Genomic DNA, 21,791 nt, shown 5'->3' with positions numbered 1-21,791 from the left:
GTAATAGTAAGTTTAAATATTTGTAACATTTTTGTCCCGCATAGCATTTCCAAGGATTACAATAAATACTATTCTATGTTTCTGTTATGTCTTTGTAAAGTCTTTCACGTCAATGTCCTTTGCAAGTTTTTTTTTATTCTCATACCTTTATCTTACTTTTCAATTACTTTGGACAAGCTTTTTTTAAATTTTGATACTTTTGCAAGTATAAAAAAGGCATACTTCGTATGCCTTTTCACAGTTAATCCAATTACACCTATATTCTTACACCCCTAGAGCATCTTTTCAAATTCATTCTCATCGATTACTTTCACACCCAGCTCTACTGCCTTGTCTAGCTTAGAACCAGCCTCTGTTCCAGCCAATACATAGCTGGTCTTTTTACTCACACTACCCGAAACTCTACCACCTAGTCTCTCTATGATCTCTTTTGCCTCATTTCTTGTATATTTCTCTAGGGTACCTGTTAGCACGAAGGTTTGCCCTTCAAATTTTTTCTCTACTTGCTCATCATTGATGGTTTGGTTCTCCATATTCACACCGGCAGCCTTAAGTTTTCCAATGATATACAAATTGCTCTCTTCCTTTAAGAAAGCCACCAAACTTTCAGCCATTTTATCACCGATCTCCGGTATTGCCGTAATCTCCTCATAGCTTGCATGGATCAGTCTATCCATGGACCCAAAGGCATCTGCCAATAATCCCGCGGCCCTTTCTCCAACCAGCTTAATTCCTAGACCAAAAATCACCCGTTCCAAATCATTACCTTTTGATTTTTCAATGGCGTCCATCAAATTTTGAGCAGACTTTTCTCCCATACGCTCCAAGGGAATCAAATCCTCTTTCTTCAAATAGTACAAATCAGCCACATCTTGAATTAGCTTATTATCCAATAGCAATGCTACAATGGATTCCCCCAAACCTTCAATATTCATGGCATTCCTTGAAACAAAATGGATAATTCCTCTTCTTAGCTGGTCAGGACAAGCCGCATTCATACATCTGGTTACAGCCTCTCCTTCAAGCCGCGTCGTCTGATGCCCACAGGTAGGACAAGCCTTTGGCATAACAAATTCCTGCTCATGCCCCGTTCGCTCATCAAAAATAACGCTCACTACCTCAGGGATCACATCACCGGCTTTTTGGATCCAAACTCGATCACCAATGCGTATGTCCTTTTGACGAATATAATCTTCATTATGGAGGGTAGCCCTACTGATCACCGACCCAGCCACTCTTACAGGATCTAAAACCGCTGTAGGCGTTAGAGCTCCTGTTCGCCCCACTTGAACGACGATATCTTGAACAAAGGTTTTCTGCTGTTCAGCGGGAAATTTATAGGCGATGGCCCATCTTGGACTTTTAGATTTGCTCCCTAGCTGCTCCCTCAATTGAAGATCGTTCACTTTAATCACCAAACCATCAATATCAAAAGGCAATTCATTTCTTTGTCGAGCCCACTTCTCACATTGTTCAATAACCTCGTCTATATCCTGACAAATCTCATACATAGATGTTTTGAAACCCTGAGATTTCAAATATTCCAATCCTTCCGAATGGGTCTGAAACACCTTATGCTCCATAGTTTGTATATTGAAAACAAAAATATCTAAAGGTCTCTGAGCCGTAACCTTTGAATCCAGTTGCCTCAGAGATCCAGCTGCAGCATTTCTAGGATTGGCAAATAGAGCCTCCCCTTTTTCCTCTTGTTTCTGATTTAATTCTGCAAATTTTTCCCGGGAAATATAAACTTCGCCACGAACCTCCAAATCTTCCTCTTCCTTTAGCTTAAGAGGAATGGATTTTATGGTACGTAAATTCAGGGTAATATCCTCTCCCACATAGCCATCGCCGCGGGTAGCCCCCTGCACAAATCTCCCATCCTCATATCTTAATGCGACAGATAGTCCATCTATTTTTAGTTCGACAACATATTCAACCCTTTCTCCTATGGCCTTACGAATTCTTTTGTCGAACTCCCGTAAATCCCCTGGATCATAAGAATTGTCAAGACTCAACATAGGTATCGTATGGGTTACCTGCTGAAAAGCCGAAAGAGGCACACCTCCCACCCGCTGACTTGGAGAATCAGATGTCATCAATTCCGGAAAAAGAGTTTCTAGATCAATAAGTTCCTTCATAAGCTGATCATATGCATAATCACTGATTTCCGGAGTATCTAATACATAGTAACGATAATTATGATGATTGATTTGTTCCCTCAGATTATTTATTTTGGCTAATGCTTCTTTTTGATCCACTGGTATACCTCCTTTTATAGCTACTCGGTGACAGGTGACAGCGGTTTTCAGCCTTTCCCCTGTCTCTTTTTTCCCTTCCAATCATAATCATGCTTCACGGGCGAACACTGTTCGCCCCTACAACCTCTAACCTCTAACCTCTAACCTCTAACCTCTAACCTCTAACCTCTAACCTCTAACCAATAAGCTGTATCGGTGCATAGCCCAATGCCAGTTTCTTAATCCCCGCACTGTCGAAAGCAATGGTTAATTCTGCTTTTTCTCCGCTTCCCTTCACAGTAATCACCGTTCCGATGCCAAACTTATCATGTTTTACTTTACTGCCTGGTTTGATTTCTCCACTATTTTCCGGATTTACAGGCTTTGGTTTATCACCTAGACTTACACCTCGGTAAATGCCAGGTCCTGGCGCCAAAGCTTCCCGCTCTTTCCGTTGGATCTCTTTTCGATCCATGGCGATTAGGTCGTCGGCAATTTCTTGAACAAATCGGGACATTGCATTATAATTGGTTCGGCCATAGAGTGTTCTAATCATGGCATGGCTGATGAACAGACGTTCTTCAGCCCTGGTTATCCCCACATAACAGAGTCTTCTTTCCTCCTCCAACTCCCTGTCATCGTTAACAGCCCTGGAAATTGGGAAAATTCCTTCCTCCATCCCCACAAGGAATACAACTGGAAACTCTAACCCTTTGGCACTGTGGAGGGTCATCAATACCACTGTATTTTCATCATCGGACATATTGTCGATATCTGATACCAGAGAAATGTTACCTAAAAATTCTTCCAAGGTTTTGACCTCACTGTTTTTTTCAAAATCCATAGCTACAGACACAAATTCCTGGAGGTTTTCGATTCGCGATCTTGCTTCTAAGCTGTTTTCTTTTTGGAGTTCTTCGATATAGCCCGAATCCTCCAAAACACCAGTGATCAGCTCCGTCACAGCCATCTCATGCTTTCGATCATAGTATTTTTGGATGATATCAGAAAAATTTTCAATCCCAGCTTGTACCCTTTTGGAAAAGTCCTTGATCGTACCAGGCTCCAACAGGGCACTGAACAAACTTTCCCCTGTTCTACCCGCATATTCTTCAATCTTCTCGATGGTACGATCACCGATTCCCCGTTTTGGCACATTGATGACCCGCTTGACACTGACGTCATCTACGGGGTTTTGAATAAGTCGTAAATAAGCAATGATATCCTTGACTTCTTTTCTGCCATAGAACTTTAATCCGCCAAAAATTCTGTAGGGAATATTGGCTCTTAATAACATTTCCTCTATCACACGGGATTGAGCATTGGTTCTATACAGAATTGCAAATTCCGAATAGTTTCTTCCATCCTCTTCGATCATGGATCGAATCTGACTTGCTACAAACTGAGCTTCGTCATGCTCGTTCATAGCACGGTAGTAGTCAATGATGTTTCCTGTTTTATTATCTGTCCACAACACCTTATTTTTTCTGCCCATATTGTTGCGAATGACACAGTTGGCTGCATCTAGAATTTTTTGAGTAGAACGATAATTCTGCTCCAGCTTGATGACCATGGCATCGGGAAAATCGTCCTCAAAATTCAGTATATTACGGATATCTGCTCCTCTCCAACTGTAAATCGATTGATCATCATCCCCCACAACACAGAGATTTTGATGCTTCTTTGCCAACAGGTTCACTAGCTTATACTGAGCTTGGTTGGTATCCTGATATTCATCCACCATAATGTACTTGAACTTGTTTTGATAGTAACTCAGTATATCTGGGTTATTCACAAAAACTTCCACGGTCTTGAAGATGAGATCATCAAAATCTAATGCATTATTCTTTTTCAATTTCTTCTGATATAATTCATAGATCTGCCCCACCGTTGCCATTTGAAAATCCCCTATGTATTCCTGTAAGAACCGCTTAGGTGTCATCAAACGATCCTTGGCATCTCCAATTTTTCCCTGTACCATGGATACAGAAAATGTGTCTTCATTGATATTTAATTCTTTTAAACAATCTTTGATCAAGGTCTGCTGATCCGATGCATCATAGATGGTGAAATCCCTTGTGTATCCAATCTTGTCAATATCCCTTCTCAATATTTTTACACAGGCTGAATGAAAAGTACTCACCCATATGTCCGTAGCTCTTCCAAGAAGGGTCTCCACTCTATCTTTCATTTCCTTGGCCGCTTTATTGGTAAAAGTTATTGCCAGAATATTTCCAGGATACACGCCTAAGTTCTCTATCAGATGAGCAATACGGTGAGTCAATACCCTGGTCTTACCCGATCCTGCTCCCGCTAGAATCAAGAGGGGTCCTTCGGTTTTTTCTGCAGCCATCCGCTGCATTGTATTTAAAGATGATAAATCCATTTGATTACTCCTTTCAAATTCTATGAATGTTAATTATATAACAACCACAGATTTGTTCCTTTGTTTTTCCTATATCCATATTATAAAAATTTCAGAAAAGATGCAAATGTTTGTTCGATGGATACACTGACATCTTTCTCCTGTATTATTATCTAAAAATGTAGGGGTTATAGCAAGCAGAATCATGCGTTGAGCATAAAATAAAATTTTTCCATAATTAGGTATGCTTATTCCGCCCGTTTATCCCACGGTGAACAAAGTGGCCTATCGCCAATTTGTTTTCGCTAGGAAACCCTAGGTTTCCTTCGACGGCTGCAAAGCAGTCTGAGCACCTTCCTTAATACGGCAAAGGGGAAAGTTCCTCTGCACACCCCATATCTAGGAAATTGAAGACCATAATTTCCTACGATATCAAAAAAATCGGGCGAACACTGTTCGCCCCTACAACCTTACTATCCATCAATAGATCATGACCACCAAAGCGATGGCTAGAACCACTGCAAAGGAAAAGACTGAAAACATCAAAGTATTCATATTTCTTCCTATTTTCTGCATCATATCTGACAGACTATATATTTCTTCTTCAATATCATGAACCACATCCTGGACATATGCCTTTGTTTTCATTGAAAACTCCGTTGCTCTTTCCCCTGACGGAGCCTCCTCCATAGACGGCAACGGTTTTTGAATAAGACTCTTGGTCAGCTTATTTTTCAATTCCCGAAAGCGATTTGGCCGTATTTCAATATGTTGTAAGGCAACGATCCATTCGCTTGTTGTTTTAACCAGACGGATCATGCTTTGATCGATAAAATGGAACATATCAGAAATCAGTTCAAACAGATAAATACCCAGGGGTATATATACATGGTTTTCAAGGTTAAACCAGTTTAATGCAGGATTCACATACAAGCTTTCTTCACCAGTGCCTTTTCTGAGGAATCTTCTCACAAAACCGAAATAAATAACAATACCTAGCAAAATGGTCATTCCAGAACTTTTCAAATTGCCAAGGGTATAAAAATTGGCCTCCAGATGACCATAACCATCAAATGCTTCTACAGCCCCATCCAGTACATGGAGCAAAGCAAAAGGTCTCACACCAATCGCGATAATCATGCCACCAATGATTAAGGCAGGAATAATTGCCCTGGCACGTACCTGACTTTTATACTGTCCATTATATCTTTCGTTCTTTTCCATAAATACTGCTACAAATATTTTCAGTAGGTAAGCCACGGAAAAGGCACTACTAAGGGTAAATATAATTTCTGCCGTTGTAAATCCGATACCCGGGTACAGATGATGTGCTTCTGCCAAAGCTTCATGGAGCAGTGTCTTACTGATAAATCCGTTAAAGCCCGGCATCCCGGCGACAGCTAGAATACCTATCAAAAATACTATCTTCAACATTATTTTATTTCTTCCAAAGCCTCTGATTTCATTAATGCTTAGTTCCTGTAAAATCATATAAATAATCCCCGCGCCCATAAATAACAACACTTTGAACAGCGCGTGATTGACAACATGATAAAGGGCACCATAGATGGCCACAGCCTTATGATCCTTTAAAATCCCCATCAAACCTACTCCCACAAGAATATAACCAGCATGGCTCATACTACTATAAGCAAGAATCCGTTTTATATTTCTTTGGAACATAGCTAAAAAGCCTCCAAGAAACATATTCATTAAGCCGCCGATAAATATAATCATTGAGAATATTTTATCCTCCTTCATAATATACCCAGACAGAATCATAATACCGAAGATACCTGTCTTAACCAAAATTCCCGATAACACGGCCGTCGCTGGAGCCGGTGCAGCCGGATAGGCCTTGGGAAGCCACACATGTAGAGGGACCATACTCGCTTTAATACCAAATCCAATGAGAATCAATGTGCTGATTAAGTACTTTAACTCCCCCATTTCAGCCATTTTTAGCGGGTATTCGCTGATATTTAACGTACCTGTATAGTCAAATAGCAGAAATATGCCCAACAGCAAGATTAACCCACCGCCGATAGCCATTCCAATATAGATTTGTCCCGCATCATGGGCATACTGATCCTCATCATGAATCACCAACGCATAGGATGTAAAAGACATAATTTCGAAAAACGTAAACAGATTCAAAATATTCTCCGACATAAAAACACCAATGGTACTACCTAAAGTCAACATAAAAAATGCATAATATCGATTGCGATTCTTATATTTAATCAGATATTGGGTAGAATAGATGGTGGTCAAAAACCAGATAAGACAAGTAATCCAAACAAATATATACCTGAACATATCCAATTTTAGATATAGTCCCGTGACCATAATATCTGGTATAAATAATTCTACCGTTCTGTGACTTACGATCTTATATAAATACGTAACCAACAAAAATTCCAATCCTGTCATCGCGATATTAAACAGATCTCGATACGATTCTGGCATCTTCTTCCCCAGCACATAGCCTATTAAAGAACCAACTATAGGAAGGAGAAGTACAGTCATTAAAAGTATTTTATCCACTTTTACTCATCCACCTTTCTTTAAATGATCTCTCCGGCTATACTTTTTATAAATTGAAGGACATGGTTCGGAAATAACCCTAAAAAGACAGTCACTCCCGTTAATACAACAATTGGGACTAAAATCTTCAAAGGCGGCTCTTTCTTCTCTACAGCAGTCTTTTCTTCTCCCTGGAAGAAAGCCGTTACAACAATAGGAAGAAGATAACCCGCCGTTAGAAAGGCACTGAACAACAGTATGATGACGAAAAAAAGCTTATTTTCTGCAATACCACCCAACGCCAGGAACCATTTGCTTGCAAATCCATTGGTTGGTGGTATTCCGATCAGGGAAATGGACGCAATACTAAAGCAAAGCATTGTAATTGGCATTTCTCTGCCAATTCCTTTAATTTCATGAATATATTTCTTTTCTGTAGTAAAATATATAGCACCCACAATAAAAAACAAAGTAATTTTAACAACGGCATGGTTTATTAAATGAAATAGTCCGCCAATCAACGCATTTTTATTCAGCAGCACAATTCCAAGCAGTACATAGCCCAGCTGACTGATGGTGGAATAGGCCAATCGCTTTTTTAAATTGTCCTGGTGAAGAGCCATCAAGGAACCCAAAGCAATGGTAAGAATAACCATTCCATTAATCCATAAATGTCCCTTCATCCCACGCAACACATCTGCCCCAAAGATAAAATAACTGACACGAATAATCGCGAATATACCAGACTTCACGACAGCTACTGCGTGAAGCAATGCGCTCACTGGGGTCGGGGCTACCATGGCCGATGGCAGCCATGAATGGAAGGGTACCAGAGCCGCTTTGACACCGAAACCAATAAACATGACAAAATAAGCAACCATAAGCATGGTCTCGTTATGAGCATCTGCCTTTCCAATGATTCCGTTCGCTACAAAGTTTAGATCATTGGTCATACTATACAATAAAATCATACCCAGCAATATTAAGGTTGCGCCAAAGAAAGAATAGATCAGATACTTTTTCCCGCTATATAATGCATCCTCAGTCTCCGCGTGGATAACCAAAGGATATGTAGCCAACGTCAATAATTCATAAAAAATATACATGGTAAACAGATTTCCCGAGAATGCAATACCTATGATAATGCCGAGATTTAAAATAAAGAAGGAAAAAAATCGCTTTGTATTTTGCTCATGATGCATATATTCCATAGAAAAAAACATGGTAAAAATCCATAAAGTTGAAGCTAACAATGAAAACAATATCCCCATTTTATCAATGTGAAAATACACATCTACAAACCGATCCAGCCTTAACAAGTGAAGGGCTGGCAATGGATCGTTCTGAAGGGTTAATATCAACAGCAGAAAATTTCCTATGATCGCTGTTCCTATAAAAATTTCTCTATGTTTATCCTGTTTAAAACGGACCAATCCATATAGTACAGCATATATGCACGGCAGAAACACGGGAAACAACAGAATAAGATGGTTCAAAAGCTTCTCCTCCTTATTTTAATCCTTGACTAAATAACTGAATCAAAGGCTCTGAAGCCAAGCCTACAAATAACATCGCTATGGATAGGCAAATTACTGGCAGCATTTCCTTGACAGGTTTTTGTTTTGATTTGTAAATTCGTTCTTTCAAATTTTCTTCTCCAAAGAATCCATGGATAACCACTGGAAAATAATAGAGAGCATTCAGAATACTGCTTATCAATATAACAGCAATCATCATAGGTTTACCCGCTCCGATACTGGCTAATGCTAAATTCCACTTGCTGATGAAACCTGGTAAAATCGGGATCCCTACCATAGACAAAGCCCCTATGGCAAAGAGCCCCAGAGTAATTGGCATTTCTTTTCCAATTCCCTTCAATTCTTCTATTTTCTTTTTTCCTGTCATTTCTATCATTGCCCCTACGGATAAAAACAGCAATGCCTTTGTCACCGCATGGCCGAAAATATGATAAACAGCTACTGCTACTCCTAACTCACTGGCCAATCCGATTCCAAAGAAGATATAACCGATCTGGGCCACGCTGGAGTATGCAATCATCCGCTTGATTTCTTTTTGAAGAATAGCAAAAATGGAACCCATAATCATCCCAAGGCTGCCTAATATCAAAATCATATCCAATATTGGAAGTTCTTTCACCAATGTAAATCCCAAGGCTCTAAACAAGATCTTAATCAATAAAATCACAAATCCTTTTAAGACCAAAGAAGACAATAGAGCACTGGAAACCGACGGCGCACTGGAATGGGCATCAGGTAACCAAGTATGGAGGGGAAACATGGCTGACTTCACACCAAGTCCTACAGTAAACAAAACAACGGAAATCAAAATCACATTTGGGTATACATCTTGCACTTTCATAATTTCTTTATAGATAAAGGTCATATTTAAATTTCCTGTAATGGAGTACAGAAAAGCGATTCCCATGAGAAAAAGTCCAGAACCCAGACAGCTAAGAATAAGATATTTTAATGCTGCTTTTATATTCTCTTTTTTGTCTTTGATAACCACAATGCCGCAAGATGCCAGGGTACTGATTTCTACAAACACAAAACAGTTAAAAATGTCATTGGAATAAACAATACCTAGAAGCGCACCAATTAAAACATTCACCAAAAGATAGTAAAAACGCAACTTATCCAAAGCGATTTCCTTTTCAATACTGTATAAGGAATACCATAGAATTAACCCTGCAACCCATGTAAACAGTACACTAACCGCCGCTTCCATAGGCCCGATATAAAACTCAATACCCCAGGGTGCATCCCAATGCCCAATGCGGTAGAAAAAACTGCCCTTCTTCAGAACATAAACCATCGTCATCATTGACAGACCTGCTGCCGTCGACATTGTTCCTATACTGAGTCCTTTTACAACAGCGTTCTTTTTCACGAGAGGCATCACAAAGGAACTAATCATTAACATCAATAGGATCATTAAAGGGAAATTTTTTGATATCGCCAAACTAACCACCTCTTCTTTCAACAATTTTGTCTAATTCTACCGTACCATACTTCTCATAAAGCTTTACTGTTAAGGCCAATGCAAAAGCCGTTGTACTGACTGCCACAACGATCCCAGTCAGCATCAAGGCAGAAGGTACTGGATTAATATATGCATCCACACCTCTATGAACACCTTGAATGATCGGTGCTTCCCTTCCCGGTATGTACCCTTTGGCAATAAAGAATAGAAATATGGCTGTGTCCATAATGTTCATTCCAATAATTTTCTTAATCAGGTTATTGTGCAGCAGGAGGGTAGCAAAGCCTACCCCAAACAACATGATAGCACCCGTTTCAAAGTAGTTCGTCAGTAATTTCTCCATTTTAGAGTTCTCCTTCATAGAACAATGTAAAAAGACAATATATGGTCACCGTGACTGTGGCACCCACCAAAACATTTAGGGGAAACAGATACCCTCCACTCAACACATTCCCTGGAATACCGAGGGGCAACTGGGGTAGATGGCTATGATTCCCCCCCGTAAGAAAACTGTAGCCTTTTAGAATTCCATAGAGTATCAATGCATAGCATAGCAGACCCATCATAAAATCATAGGAAAATTTTTGTCTGGTCCGTTCCTTTCCATAAACGATACGATAAAAAATCAGGCTAGCACCTATGATCGTCCCCCCTGCAAAGCCTCCTCCTGGAGATAAATGTCCAAATACGATTACATATATACCAAAGACCTGAATAAAAGGGATCATAATCCTGCTTACAACTTGCAAAATGGTATGATTCATCCTGTTCACTCCCTTTCATTTCAACTGATTATCTTTCATCTTTCCTATTTAGCACAACCATCACAGCAATGACTCCTGTAAATAAAACTGTGGCTTCGCCAAAAGTGTCAAAGGCTCTATAGTCTAAAATAATGTCCGTTACGATGTTTAAACCTCCCGCTTCCTCTACACCTTTTTCTACATATCTCTTCGATACATAATTATGGGCAGGGTTGTCTGGATCCCCGAATTCAGGCAGTTCACTGACCCCTATCAATAATCCAACAATAATAATCGTGGTTAATAAAATAGAAAACACAATTCGTAACATCTATTTCTTCTCACCCCTTATTCTTTTTAACGTTAGTACAAAAAGAACCGTTGTCACACCAGCCCCAATGGCAGCTTCTGTGATTGCCAGATCTGGCGCATTTAACTGCTGCCAAAGAATAGCCATCACAAGACTATATGTCATAAACACAATTACCGCACCTAGAAGGTTTCTTATCATAGATACAGCGATGGAGGAACCCACTAAAAATAGAATCATTATCATACTAAATATTTTCATCATTTTTCACTCCATTACAGATCTTAGCATTTTTTAAAAAAGCGACCCTTCCAATCAAATGGGTGGCTGTTGGATTTGTAATCCAAATAAACAGGACAATTAGCAGAAGCTTCAGTGTCGTAAAGGTCCATCCACTGTACACCATGGCTGCCATCAACGACATGACAGCTCCAAGGGTGTCACATTTGGCAGCGCTATGAGCCCTGCCAAATATATCAGGAAGTCTCAAAAGTCCTATCGTCCCTACTGTAAAAAAGAATAATCCACCTGTCATAAAAAAAACAATTAAAATAATTTTCATTTGTGTCCCCCACTTCCATCTTCAATAAATTCAGCAATAACAATAGAAGTAAGAAAGCTGATCAATGCATAAACCAGTGCCACATCAACAAAATAGGTTTCCTTCAAGATTAAAGAAACCAAAGCAATCAATACGATTGTTTTTGTTCCAATCACATTTACAGCAATTAACCGATCGGCGGCTGTAGGGCCAATGATTGCTCTCATCGTGCATAAAATGATTGTCAAAGTAAGAATGATCAAGGATATTACAAAAATATTATTCATTTTCCTACTCCTCAATTTCTAAAAGTATCTTTTCAAGCTTTGAATTTATGACGCCTTCGGCGTACTCTTCTCTTAAACAGTGGATCGTAAGAACATTGTTTTGTAATTCCATTGTTAATGTACCTGGGGTGAGGGTGATGGAGTTTGCTAAAACAGCCCTATGAAATTGAGACTTTAGCTTCGTTTCATAAGTAAATATGGTAGGCGAAATCGTTATCCGTGGGCTTAATACAATTTTTGCTACTTGAATATTAGAGGTAATTATTTCTCTTATCAGAAGACATAGATACACCAAGTATTTACTCACACTACTAATATTCAGAACTTTTTTGTCATCTGCAGGAATTTTAAATTCTTTACATAACAAATATATAATAAAATTTACTGCCAATCCAAAGGCTACAGATTCAAAGGTAATCCTTTCAGATAATGTCATCCAAAACCCAACAATCAGTATTGACACAATCATCGTTTGACGCATAAGTTCCTCCTAATGCAAATTTCTTTATAATTTTTTATAAATATACATTGCAATTTTCATGCCAACCTATTCAATTTTAATGCCCATCGATTTCACCCGTTGATTTAACTGAACTTCACCTCTTATCTCTCTAAAGCAAAAATGAAAAAAAGTTGACCTAAAGTCAACTTTTCAAAGTAATGTTTCATTTTGATACAATTGTCAGAGAATTCACTTGTCCTACAATGTATAATTTTGATACACATGATCCATTTTGATACACTTAGACTATTTCAACAAATGCTCCAAATTATATTTCTCAATTTTTCTGTAAAGAGTACTCCTTCCAATTCCCAGGAGTTTTGCCGTTTGAGCCATATTTCCTCCTGCATGGTCTAAGGCTTTCATGATTGTATTTTTTTCTATCTCTACAAGGTCAAAACTATCATTTTTCATCCCCCACCTTTGCTCTTTGATAAATTCACCAGACCTCATGTAGCTTGGCAAATCTTCATAGCCTATATCCGCTTTGTCCTCAACCATATTCATGACTAGTTCCATCACGTTCTGTAGTTCCCGAACATTGCCAGGCCAATCGTATCGAATCATAGCTTTATAAAAGCTATGGTGAACATCCTTGATTTCCTTCCCCATTCTTCTACTGAATTTATCTATAAAATAGTCAATAAATATTTTGATATCCTCTTTTCTGTCCCTAAGTCTTGGAATCTGAATAGGCATAACATTCAATCGATAATATAGATCACTTCTGAAGTTTCCCTTCTCCACTTCCTTCAATAAATCTTTATGGGTGGCAGCAATTACCCGAACATCAGCAGGAATTACATCATGACCGCCCACCCTTACCACCGCTTTATTTTCCAATACCCGCAGCAGGTTCACCTGGGCATCCAGAGGCATGTCTCCAATTTCATCTAGAAAAATCGTTCCCTTATCCGCCAGCTCAAATTTTCCTGGGTGTCCTCCCCGTTTTGCACCAGTAAAAGCTCCCTCTACATAACCAAACAATTCGCTGGCTACCAGATCTCGAGGAATGGCACCACAATTTAAAAATACGAAAGGTCTTTTCCTACGGATACTCTCATTGTGAATGGCTTGGGCAAACATTTCTTTCCCTACACCACTTTCTCCCAGCAAAAGAATTGTCGTATCCGTATTGGCAGCAATGGATGCAACTTTAACGGCTTCTTTGATTAATTTACTGCCGCCCAATATGTCCTCAAAGGTATAGATGGCTTCTGCTCCCACAATTTTATTGACAAGACTATGGACCTTCTTGGCAGCCCGAAAGGTAAAGACCGTCCCCTCCACTTCATTACTATCCTGCCCCTTAATGGGCGTTACATTTACAATACAGGAGATTCGCTTTCTCCTTTCACTTTTAAAATGCATCTCTTCTTCTTCGTATTTTTTACCATTATGAATCATATCGATGATCTTGCTCTCATGAACCTCATCCAATATACAGCCAATATGTTTTCCAATGATCTCTTCTTCCTTTATGGCTAGCAATCTACGGGCAAAAAGATTGATGTCCATGACAATTCCCTTGGAATTGACGCAGATCAAACCCTCAGAGATGGATTCCATAATGGCATAAAAATGTTTATTGGCCACATCCAGCCTTTTGTTGGTTCTTTCCAACTTGATTTCATTTCCAATGGCCTCTGCCGTCGCCACCACCATTCCTAATGTATGGGGATGCACATTGGAACTGGGACCCGTCATGCTGAGAATACCAATAATTCTTCCATTTTCGTTTCGAATAGGACATGCGGAAGAGGTCCAATTATGAAATTGCTTACAATAATGCTCTGCTCCAAAAACCTGAATAGGTCCACCAATGGCTAATGCTGTGCCAATGGCGTTGGTGCCGATGACCTCTTCCTTTGTATTGCAGCCCTTATACATACTTAGATTGCCATAGGTTTTCACAAGATCCTGGTCTCCGATACATTCCAGCACATAACCATCCTTATCGGTCAATCTGACGATCAGACCTTCATTTCCAACCAATTTATACAAGCTGCTCATAAAAGGCTTCGTGGTTTGAACCAAAGCCATAAATTGATTATATCTTTTTTGCAGTTCTTCATGGGATAGCGTTACCTCTATCTTTTGGGATAAGGGATCTACCCCATGCTTCCTACTTCGTATCCATGAATCAGCAATCACAGTCCGAATCAATTCTGTCTTTAATATACCTCTCGCTATATAGGTTTCCCATGCTTCCAGAAAACCTTCGTTTTGCTGTAAAAGTTTTTGTCCTGGCATTCAACCACCTCAATATTATTCTTCTCAACGAACCTTATATCAAAATAGATGAAACGATTGGTCGCTTCATCTATTTTATGTATGTAGTATTCATTTTCATCCCTACTTTTTTTCTTCTTCTAGCTTGTCCAAAATCAAATTATATCCATCCGCCCCATAATGTAGACAACGGTTGATTCGGCTGATGGTAGCCGTACTGGCACCTGTTTTTTCTTCGATCTCATGATAAGTTTTATCCTGGCGCAGCAGTTTGGCAACCTTCAATCGCTGGGCCAGAGCTTGTATTTCTTTTATCGTGCAAATATCTTCAAAAAATCGATAGCATTCCTCTATGTCTTCCAATAGCAATACAGCCTCAAAAAGTTCGTCAACAAACTCATTCTTTAATTTAGAATGATAGGTCATTTCATCACCTCAAATATCAATCTTGATAGTTATATTCTATATTTGTCTAGTATATCCTTTTTAAACCAAAATAATTTTTTTAAATATATATTGACATCGCTCTAAAAAGTCCGTATACTCAATATTAGTTTAACAAGCATAAAAATTAAATACGTTTGGATATCTCTTATCCAGAGAGGTGGAGGGACTGGCCCTATGAAACCCGGCAACCGGCTTTATTTAAAGCAGCGGTGCCAATTCCTGCGGTACATTTGTACTGGCAGATGAGAGAAAGCAGCATGTATGTTTATGCCTCTTTCTCTGTGAAAGAGGCTTTTTTATTTAAAACGAACACTGCCTATGTATCGATAGGTAGGTAGATCGAGTACTTTTACATTTTAACACTATACAGTTATAAAGGAGTGAAGTTATGATTCAAATTAAACAGCTTTCAAAAATCTATAGCAAAGGAAAAAACCAGGTTACTGCCTTGGAAGATATTAATTTAACCATTGAACAAGGAACGATTTATGGAATCATCGGTCTTAGCGGTGCTGGTAAATCCTCTCTGATTCGCTGTATCAATCGAATTGAAGAACCTACGAGCGGAGAGGTTTGGATCAATAAGGTGGATATCACCCATCTTTCTCCAGGAGAACTAAGGAAGGTTCGTAAAAAGATCGGGATGATCTTCCAGAATTTCAATCTTCTCAGTTCTAAAACAGTCTTTGAAAACATTGCTTTTCCATTACGTCTAAATAAAACACCAGAAAATGTGGTGAAGGAGAAGGTCATGGCCTTACTGGAATTGGTTGACTTGAAGGAAAAAGCCCATGTGTATCCTTCTCAGCTTAGCGGCGGACAAAAGCAAAGAGTTGGTATTGCAAGAGCATTGGTATCCGATCCTGATGTCCTACTCTGTGATGAGGCCACTTCCGCTTTAGATCCTAAAACTACGAAGCAAATTCTGTCTCTTTTGAAAGAAATCAATCAGAGCTTAGGCCTCACCATCGTCATCATTACCCATGAGATGGAAGTCATCAAAGAAGTTTGCACCGATGTAACCATCTTGGAAAATGGTAGAGTGGTTGAGCAAGGAAAAACTATTGATATTTTCTCAAAACCGGGAAATGAAATTACAAAACACTTCGTGGATCAAATTCAACATCTACCTACTCATTTGCACAATGGTACACTCCTTAGTTTATCCTTTACCCAAGGGAGTGCTGGTGAACCCGTCATTTCTAAGCTGATCAAAGAATTACAAGTAGATGTAAATATTTTGGCAGGTAAAATTGAATGGATTCAAGAGAAACCCATCGGTAAACTTACCGTGGAAATTGATCGAAATACAGTTCCTTTGAGCCAAATCATTGATTATTTCGAAAAAAATCAAGTGAGAGTGGAGGTATTTAATTATGAATAGTCTCATCGAACTTCTTTTACCATCCCTATGGGATACCCTTTATATGGTGTTTACTTCCCTTTTATTTACCATCCTGTTGGGTTTACCTTTAGGTATTGTACTTGTTGTAACAGAAAAAGATCACATTTTGCCTAATTCCATTGTTTATAACGTACTTTCCTATGTGATCAATATGACAAGATCTTTGCCCTTTATTATTTTGATGATTTTCATTATCCCGTTCACCCGCCTCATCGTGGGTACAACGATTGGCACCACCGCTGCCATTATCCCTCTGGTGATCGCAGCCATTCCTTTCTTTGCCAGAGTGGTGGAAAGTGGCTTGAAAGAGGTGGATTGGGGTGTAATTGAGGCATCCATCGCTATGGGCGCTACGCCCCTTCAAATCATTGTTCATGTGCTAATTCCTGAAGCCATGTCATCCTTAGCTTTAGGCGTTACGATTACATTGATAAACATTTTAGGCTATTCGGCCATGGCCGGCGTCGTAGGAGGTGGTGGATTAGGAGATTTAGCAGTTAGATATGGCTATCATCGTTTTCAAACAGAAGTAATGCTTGCAACAGTACTTGTTCTCATTGTACTTGTGCAAATCATTCAATTATGCGGCAATAAGGTCGCAGAAATTTTAAATAAAAAATAGGAGGTTTTTCACCATGAAAAAGAGCATTCTCATATCCATCTTAGGTTTGATCATTTTATCCTTTGTGTTTAGCGGTTGTACACCTGCAGCACCAGCTGCAGAAAAAGATGTTGCAAAAGATGCTACACAAGAAACGGCTGCAGTGACATTAAAAGTAGGCGCTACACCAGTTCCCCATGCAGAGCTTCTTGAATTTGTAAAGCCGTTACTGAAAGAGCAAGGTATTGAATTAGAAATTGTAGAGTTCACTGATTATGTGAACCCAAACCTGGCTTTAGATAGTAAAGAATTAGACGCCAACTTCTTCCAGCATGTACCTTACATGGATACTTTTTCAAAAGAGAGAGGCATCGAGCTTGTTAGTGTTGGAAAAGTTCACGTAGAACCTCTAGGATTGTATTCTAAGAAAATAAAAACGATTGATGAATTACAAGACAAAGCTGTAATCGCCATTCCCAATGATCCAACCAATGAAGGTAGAGCTTTAATCTTATTAGATACAGCTGGTATCATTAAACTGAAAGATGATGCAGGCTTAGAAGCGACAGAAAAGGATATTGCTGAAAATCCTAAAAATCTTGTATTCAAGCCAATCGATGCTGCCCAGTTACCAAGAACTTTAGAAGATGTTGATGCATCCATCATCAATACAAACTATGCACTGGAAGCGGGATTAAATCCTGTGAAGGATTCTATTATCATTGAAGGCAGCGATTCTCCTTATGCAAACATCGTAACAGCTCGTCCTGATAATCAAAACGATGAAAATATTAAAAAGCTGATAGAAACTTTACAAACACCAGAAGTAAAGGATTTTATTGAAGAAACCTACAAAGGTGCCGTTGTTCCAGCTTTCTAATAACTAAAATAAATCAGTTCATTTTATTCACATATCTTTTTTCTCTACAGCCATAATAATATTAAGGTATGTTTTAGGATCTTGTTAATTTTCGCATTATAAAATAAACCTCATAAATAAAGAATGCGCAATAAAGTGCCAAGGTCAAGAAAATTGTAGGGGCGTACATTGCACGTCTGTCCTGCTTGTCAATGACTCCATGCAGACGCCCAATGGGCGCCCCTACAATCTTCTAAAATCATACTAGAAAAGAAGGTTCAATAAATAGGGAGTGAATCAAATGGCTGATAAAAATACTTTATCCTTTGGTGCCAATGAGGCCCAGAATCTCATTGACAGCACCTATAATAAAAAAGACTATCCAATTATTGAAAAGACACAAAACGCATATCTAATGCCTGAGCAAATGCAGCGGGATGTGGACTACATCGATAGTCTGAGATTCTATGAAGATACCACAGAATTCACAGAAAAATTAGGCATCGAAGGTATTCCTGCCAGTCCCGAAAGCATGAAGAATACAAAGCTAAGATAAAAAGAACGAGTCTTTTCATTGACTCGTTCTTTTATCAATCATTACTTTTCAATAGTGACTTCATCAAAGTACAAATAACCAAGAATTGACTTCTTCCATCCCTTTACATATTCTTTGATGAGCATTGTATCTGTGTAGTAGTAAATTGGCATTACAATGTAGTTATCCATCAGTAGTTTCTCTGCATCATACATTTTTCCAAATCGTTCTTGACCTGTCGTTGTTTTAGCTTCTTCGATGAACTTATCATATTCTGGGCTCTTCCAACCAGTAGTATTTTTGCCTGAATAGGAAGTCCATAGATCAAGGAACGTCATCGGATCTCCGTAGTCACCAAACCAATTTCCTTTTCCAAGTACGAAATTTCCTTCAGTTAAAGTTGTCTGGAATACAGCCCATTCCTGGTTTGCTAAGCTTACATTGATACCAAGATTTTTCTTCCACATTTCCTGAATAGCTTCAGCAATGGCTTTGTGAGATTCACTGGTATTATAGAGCAGCTCTATTTCTGGGAATCCCTTTCCATCTGGAAAACCTGCCTCTGCCAACAGTTTTTTCGCCTCTTCTATGTTTGCTGCATTTGGATCGATACCAAAATCACCATTGGTTTCTCTAAAATCCTTTCCATTTGCATCAAATAACCCTGGAGGCACAAAACCAGTAGCGGGTTTTTGTCCAGCCTTCAAAATATTTTCAACAATGGCTTTTCTATCAATGGCCAGCGTCAGCGCTTTTCTCACTCTTACATCATCAACGGGTTTCTTATCCAACCTAAAAATATAATAATAGTTGGCCAAATATGGCAATGCCACGAAGTTAGGATCATTGGCTTTTAGTCTTTCAATTTCTTGATTGGGAATATCATCAATTAAATCAATATCTCCAGCTTCATAGGCTGTTAGTGCTGTTGAAGCCTCTACAATCATTGCCATATCCACTCTATCCAGCTTTACACGATCTTTGCCATAATAGTTATCATTCTTTTCAATAACGATGCTTTCTCCCATTTTATATTCAGTCATCTTGAAAGGTCCATTTGAAACAGCTGTTTCAGGGTTTCTTGCCCAGTTTTCAGGATCTTTTTCTACCATATCCTTTCTGACGGGGAACAGGGTGAAAAAGGCTGTAAGCTCAAGGAAGTAAGGTGTTGGTGCTTCCAGTGTTACCTCCAATGTCTTATCATCTACTGCCTTTACACCAACCGCATCTGCATTTGCTTGTCCTTCGTTGAATTGCTTTCCATTTTTTAAATAATATAACTGGAATGCATATTCTGAAGCTAATGCAGGATCAAGAGCCCTTTTCCATGCATATTCGAAATCTTGGGCTTTTACTGGCTGCCCATCAGACCATAACGCATCTCTTAAGTGGAAAGTATATTTTGTACCGTCTTCCGATACTTCATACTTTTCTGCCATTCCAGGTATTGCTTTTTCATTTTTGTCCAGTCGCATTAAACCTTCATAGGTATTCACAAGAACGATACCTGCATTGATTACACTGTTTAATTGTGGATCAAGGGTTTTGATGTCTTCACCCAAGTTGTACTTTAACACCATTGGCTCCCCTTTAGCCTCTTCAACAGGTGGTGTTGCCGTTGGTTTCTGTCCACAGCCTGTCAGCACCCCCAACACCAGCATTACGATGAGTAACCATGTAAAACTTTTCTTTAACACATTATTCCCCTCCTAATCTCCTTTTTTTCCAATGAACATGCCTTTTCGAAATCCTCCCAACACCCCCTTTGCTTATATGTCTGTCAACTTCTCAATTCTATCGATACCTAGGCCTGGCTTATTGGACAAGAGTAATCGAGGTCCTTTCACTTCCAAGCCTCCAACCACAGGATCCTCTGCCAGCAATGCGGGTGCATCCAAATCGAATCTCGTAATATTTTTCTTTGCTCCAGCTAAGTGAGCTGCTGCAGTGATGCCAATCTTTGTTTCAAGCATGCTGCCCAACATACACTCTACACCGCAGGCTTCAGCGATCGCAACGATTTTCAAGGCATTATGAATACCTCCACACTTCATTAACTTAATATTGATCAAGTCTGCAGCGCGCATACTCAAAATCTTAAATGCATCATGAGGACTAAACATACTCTCATCAGCCATGACAGGCGTCTCCACATGATCCGTAACATACTTCAAGCCATCTAGATCCCATGCCTTTACCGGTTGTTCAACCAATTCGATATCCAGGCCTGCATCCTCTAGTCTGCGAATTCCTCTGACCGCTTCCTTCGGCTGCCATCCTTGATTGGCATCAATTCTGATTTTTATATCATATCCGACGGCCTCACGAATAGCCTTTACCCGCTGAATGTCTTTTTGGATATCCATTCCTACCTTTAGCTTGAGAGCTGTAAATCCATTGGTTACATAGCGTAGAGCGTCTTCACGCATTTCTTCTGGTTCATTGATACTTACGGTGATATCTGTTTCCACCGTATCTCGATATCCTCCTAAAAGCTTGTATATAGGTGCTTTATATAACTTTCCAAATAAATCGTATACTGCCATATCTATGGCAGCTCTTGCACTGCTGTTTCCAACGACAGCTCGATTGAGCTTATCCATAATTTGCTCAATATTCTCTATTTCCTCTCCAATCAACTGCTTGGAGATGTTATCGGCGATGGCCCCAATGATGGCTCCATTGGTATCCCCAGTAATTACCGCTGTTGGAGGAGCTTCTCCATAACCAACATTGCCGTCATCGGTTTCAATGATCACTACGGTATCCTCCGCTGAGGTCGCCGTGCGCAAAGCTGTCTTAAAAGGCTTAATTAAAGGAATACTAATATGTTTTAATGATATGTTTTTTATTTTCATTATGCTCACCTTTCTATCGATTAAAATATTTAACGCTCCAAAGAACAAAGTTGCCTATCGGCAATTTGTTTTCGCCAGGAAACCCTAGGTTTCCTTCGACGCCTGCAATGCAGGTTCCTGAGGACCTTCCTGAATACGGCAAAGGGGAATCCCCTCTGCACACCCCATATCTAGGAAATCGAAGACCATAATTTCCTACGAAAACATATATTGTATTTTACCGGGCTTAGACAATAACAATCTAAGCCCATTTACTCTAAATGTGCTAAATCAAGTGTTATGATTCCATTTAATTTGCGTTAAATTGCTTGTTCTTCTTTTTGAACAATATATCCTC

General features: G+C 39.3%; 20 protein-coding genes and 1 riboswitch. Of the genes, 4 read left to right on the top strand and 16 right to left on the bottom strand.

Annotated features, from left to right (window positions below; genetic code table 11):
- Positions 1–272 precede the first annotated feature (272 nt).
- From ligA to HNQ80_RS00035, 14 genes are all read right to left on the bottom strand, one after another.
- Positions 273–2,261 (bottom strand): NAD-dependent DNA ligase LigA, encoded by a 1,989-nt coding sequence (ligA, locus tag HNQ80_RS00100; protein WP_184306932.1) that lies wholly within the window; start codon positions 2,259–2,261, stop codon positions 273–275.
- A 175-nt stretch (positions 2,262–2,436) separates the two neighbouring features.
- Positions 2,437–4,626, bottom strand: a complete 2,190-nt coding sequence (gene pcrA / locus HNQ80_RS00095) for a DNA helicase PcrA (protein WP_184306930.1) — start codon at positions 4,624–4,626, stop codon at positions 2,437–2,439.
- Between the two features lie 459 nt (positions 4,627–5,085).
- On the bottom strand, positions 5,086–7,152 hold the full coding sequence (locus HNQ80_RS00090; protein ID WP_184306928.1) for a complex I subunit 5 family protein: 2,067 nt from the start codon (positions 7,150–7,152) through the stop codon (positions 5,086–5,088).
- Positions 7,153–7,172: 20 nt separating this feature from the next.
- Positions 7,173–8,627, bottom strand: coding sequence for a complex I subunit 5 family protein (locus tag HNQ80_RS00085; protein WP_184306926.1), 1,455 nt, complete (start codon positions 8,625–8,627; stop codon positions 7,173–7,175).
- A 13-nt stretch (positions 8,628–8,640) separates the two neighbouring features.
- Complete coding sequence (locus HNQ80_RS00080; RefSeq protein ID WP_184306924.1) at positions 8,641–10,113, bottom strand: complex I subunit 5 family protein; 1,473 nt, start codon at positions 10,111–10,113, stop codon at positions 8,641–8,643.
- A gap of 1 nt (position 10,114) precedes the next feature.
- Positions 10,115–10,477, bottom strand: coding sequence for a sodium:proton antiporter (locus HNQ80_RS00075; RefSeq protein WP_184306922.1), 363 nt, complete (start codon positions 10,475–10,477; stop codon positions 10,115–10,117).
- 1 nt (position 10,478) lies between these two features.
- On the bottom strand, positions 10,479–10,898 hold the full coding sequence (locus HNQ80_RS00070; protein WP_184306920.1) for an MnhB domain-containing protein: 420 nt from the start codon (positions 10,896–10,898) through the stop codon (positions 10,479–10,481).
- A 28-nt stretch (positions 10,899–10,926) separates the two neighbouring features.
- Positions 10,927–11,208 carry a hydrogen gas-evolving membrane-bound hydrogenase subunit E gene (gene mbhE, locus HNQ80_RS00065; RefSeq protein WP_184306918.1) on the bottom strand — a complete coding sequence of 94 codons (282 nt, stop codon included), beginning with the start codon at positions 11,206–11,208 and terminating at the stop codon, positions 10,927–10,929.
- The gene (locus HNQ80_RS00060; protein ID WP_184306916.1) at positions 11,209–11,448 is read right to left on the bottom strand and encodes a hydrogenase subunit MbhD domain-containing protein; all 240 of its coding nucleotides are present in this window, start codon (positions 11,446–11,448) and stop codon (positions 11,209–11,211) included. It abuts the gene before it with no gap.
- Positions 11,435–11,749 carry a monovalent cation/H(+) antiporter subunit G gene (gene mnhG / locus HNQ80_RS00055; protein WP_243182855.1) on the bottom strand — a complete coding sequence of 105 codons (315 nt, stop codon included), beginning with the start codon at positions 11,747–11,749 and terminating at the stop codon, positions 11,435–11,437. The genes HNQ80_RS00060 and mnhG overlap by 14 nt, the downstream gene beginning before the upstream one ends.
- Positions 11,746–12,015 (bottom strand): monovalent cation/H+ antiporter complex subunit F, encoded by a 270-nt coding sequence (locus HNQ80_RS00050; RefSeq protein WP_184306914.1) that lies wholly within the window; start codon positions 12,013–12,015, stop codon positions 11,746–11,748. The genes mnhG and HNQ80_RS00050 overlap by 4 nt, the downstream gene beginning before the upstream one ends.
- Positions 12,016–12,019: 4 nt before the next feature.
- Positions 12,020–12,496 (bottom strand): Na+/H+ antiporter subunit E, encoded by a 477-nt coding sequence (locus HNQ80_RS00045; protein WP_184306912.1) that lies wholly within the window; start codon positions 12,494–12,496, stop codon positions 12,020–12,022.
- Between the two features lie 267 nt (positions 12,497–12,763).
- Positions 12,764–14,770 (bottom strand): sigma-54-dependent Fis family transcriptional regulator, encoded by a 2,007-nt coding sequence (locus HNQ80_RS00040; RefSeq protein ID WP_184306910.1) that lies wholly within the window; start codon positions 14,768–14,770, stop codon positions 12,764–12,766.
- A gap of 102 nt (positions 14,771–14,872) precedes the next feature.
- Positions 14,873–15,175, bottom strand: a complete 303-nt coding sequence (locus HNQ80_RS00035) for a YerC/YecD family TrpR-related protein (RefSeq protein ID WP_184306898.1) — start codon at positions 15,173–15,175, stop codon at positions 14,873–14,875.
- A 163-nt stretch (positions 15,176–15,338) separates the two neighbouring features.
- A riboswitch (SAM riboswitch) is annotated at positions 15,339–15,445 on the top strand.
- 139 nt (positions 15,446–15,584) lie between these two features.
- On the opposite strand from HNQ80_RS00035, the gene HNQ80_RS00030 reads away from it, so the two are divergent.
- From HNQ80_RS00030 to HNQ80_RS00015, 4 genes are all read left to right on the top strand, one after another.
- The gene (locus HNQ80_RS00030) at positions 15,585–16,580 is read left to right on the top strand and encodes a methionine ABC transporter ATP-binding protein (protein ID WP_184306896.1); all 996 of its coding nucleotides are present in this window, start codon (positions 15,585–15,587) and stop codon (positions 16,578–16,580) included.
- The gene (locus tag HNQ80_RS00025) at positions 16,573–17,223 is read left to right on the top strand and encodes a methionine ABC transporter permease (protein ID WP_184306887.1); all 651 of its coding nucleotides are present in this window, start codon (positions 16,573–16,575) and stop codon (positions 17,221–17,223) included. The genes HNQ80_RS00030 and HNQ80_RS00025 overlap by 8 nt, the downstream gene beginning before the upstream one ends.
- Before the next feature lie 13 nt (positions 17,224–17,236).
- Entirely contained in the window at positions 17,237–18,082 is an 846-nt protein-coding gene (locus HNQ80_RS00020) for a MetQ/NlpA family ABC transporter substrate-binding protein (RefSeq protein WP_184306885.1), read from the top strand.
- Between the two features lie 280 nt (positions 18,083–18,362).
- A complete protein-coding gene (locus HNQ80_RS00015; protein ID WP_184306883.1) occupies positions 18,363–18,617 on the top strand; it encodes a hypothetical protein in 255 nt (84 codons plus the stop codon).
- A 41-nt stretch (positions 18,618–18,658) separates the two neighbouring features.
- On the opposite strand, the gene HNQ80_RS00010 is transcribed toward HNQ80_RS00015, so the two are convergent.
- Both HNQ80_RS00010 and HNQ80_RS00005 read right to left on the bottom strand, forming a co-directional pair.
- Entirely contained in the window at positions 18,659–20,293 is a 1,635-nt protein-coding gene (locus tag HNQ80_RS00010) for a peptide ABC transporter substrate-binding protein (protein ID WP_330602693.1), read from the bottom strand.
- Between the two features lie 72 nt (positions 20,294–20,365).
- Positions 20,366–21,454 carry a mandelate racemase/muconate lactonizing enzyme family protein gene (locus HNQ80_RS00005; RefSeq protein WP_184306881.1) on the bottom strand — a complete coding sequence of 363 codons (1,089 nt, stop codon included), beginning with the start codon at positions 21,452–21,454 and terminating at the stop codon, positions 20,366–20,368.
- Between the last annotated feature and the right edge of the window lie 337 nt (positions 21,455–21,791).

Source organism: Anaerosolibacter carboniphilus (assembly GCF_014205875.1).
In the GTDB taxonomy this organism is placed as follows: Bacteria; Bacillota; Clostridia; order Peptostreptococcales; family Thermotaleaceae; genus Anaerosolibacter; species Anaerosolibacter carboniphilus.
The sequence above is the reverse complement of the archived record's forward strand: the minus strand, read 5'-3'. Positions and strand labels throughout refer to the sequence as shown.

Excerpts from the sequence above, each read along its gene's own strand:
- HNQ80_RS00035 (WP_184306898.1), bottom strand. The coding sequence starts at position 15,175 with ATGACCTATCATTCTAAATTAAAGAATGAGTTTGTTGACGAACTTTTT.
- HNQ80_RS00015 (WP_184306883.1), top strand. The coding sequence starts at position 18,363 with ATGGCTGATAAAAATACTTTATCCTTTGGTGCCAATGAGGCCCAGAAT.
- HNQ80_RS00005 (WP_184306881.1), bottom strand. The coding sequence starts at position 21,454 with ATGAAAATAAAAAACATATCATTAAAACATATTAGTATTCCTTTAATT.
- HNQ80_RS00060 (WP_184306916.1), bottom strand. The coding sequence starts at position 11,448 with ATGAAAATATTTAGTATGATAATGATTCTATTTTTAGTGGGTTCCTCC.
- HNQ80_RS00025 (WP_184306887.1), top strand. The coding sequence starts at position 16,573 with ATGAATAGTCTCATCGAACTTCTTTTACCATCCCTATGGGATACCCTT.
- HNQ80_RS00070 (WP_184306920.1), bottom strand. The coding sequence starts at position 10,898 with ATGAATCATACCATTTTGCAAGTTGTAAGCAGGATTATGATCCCTTTT.
- mbhE (WP_184306918.1), bottom strand. The coding sequence starts at position 11,208 with ATGTTACGAATTGTGTTTTCTATTTTATTAACCACGATTATTATTGTT.
- mnhG (WP_243182855.1), bottom strand. The coding sequence starts at position 11,749 with ATGAAAATTATTTTAATTGTTTTTTTTATGACAGGTGGATTATTCTTT.
- pcrA (WP_184306930.1), bottom strand. The coding sequence starts at position 4,626 with ATGGATTTATCATCTTTAAATACAATGCAGCGGATGGCTGCAGAAAAA.
- HNQ80_RS00020 (WP_184306885.1), top strand. The coding sequence starts at position 17,237 with ATGAAAAAGAGCATTCTCATATCCATCTTAGGTTTGATCATTTTATCC.
- HNQ80_RS00075 (WP_184306922.1), bottom strand. The coding sequence starts at position 10,477 with ATGGAGAAATTACTGACGAACTACTTTGAAACGGGTGCTATCATGTTG.
- HNQ80_RS00050 (WP_184306914.1), bottom strand. The coding sequence starts at position 12,015 with ATGAATAATATTTTTGTAATATCCTTGATCATTCTTACTTTGACAATC.
- HNQ80_RS00045 (WP_184306912.1), bottom strand. The coding sequence starts at position 12,496 with ATGCGTCAAACGATGATTGTGTCAATACTGATTGTTGGGTTTTGGATG.
- HNQ80_RS00030 (WP_184306896.1), top strand. The coding sequence starts at position 15,585 with ATGATTCAAATTAAACAGCTTTCAAAAATCTATAGCAAAGGAAAAAAC.
- HNQ80_RS00040 (WP_184306910.1), bottom strand. The coding sequence starts at position 14,770 with ATGCCAGGACAAAAACTTTTACAGCAAAACGAAGGTTTTCTGGAAGCA.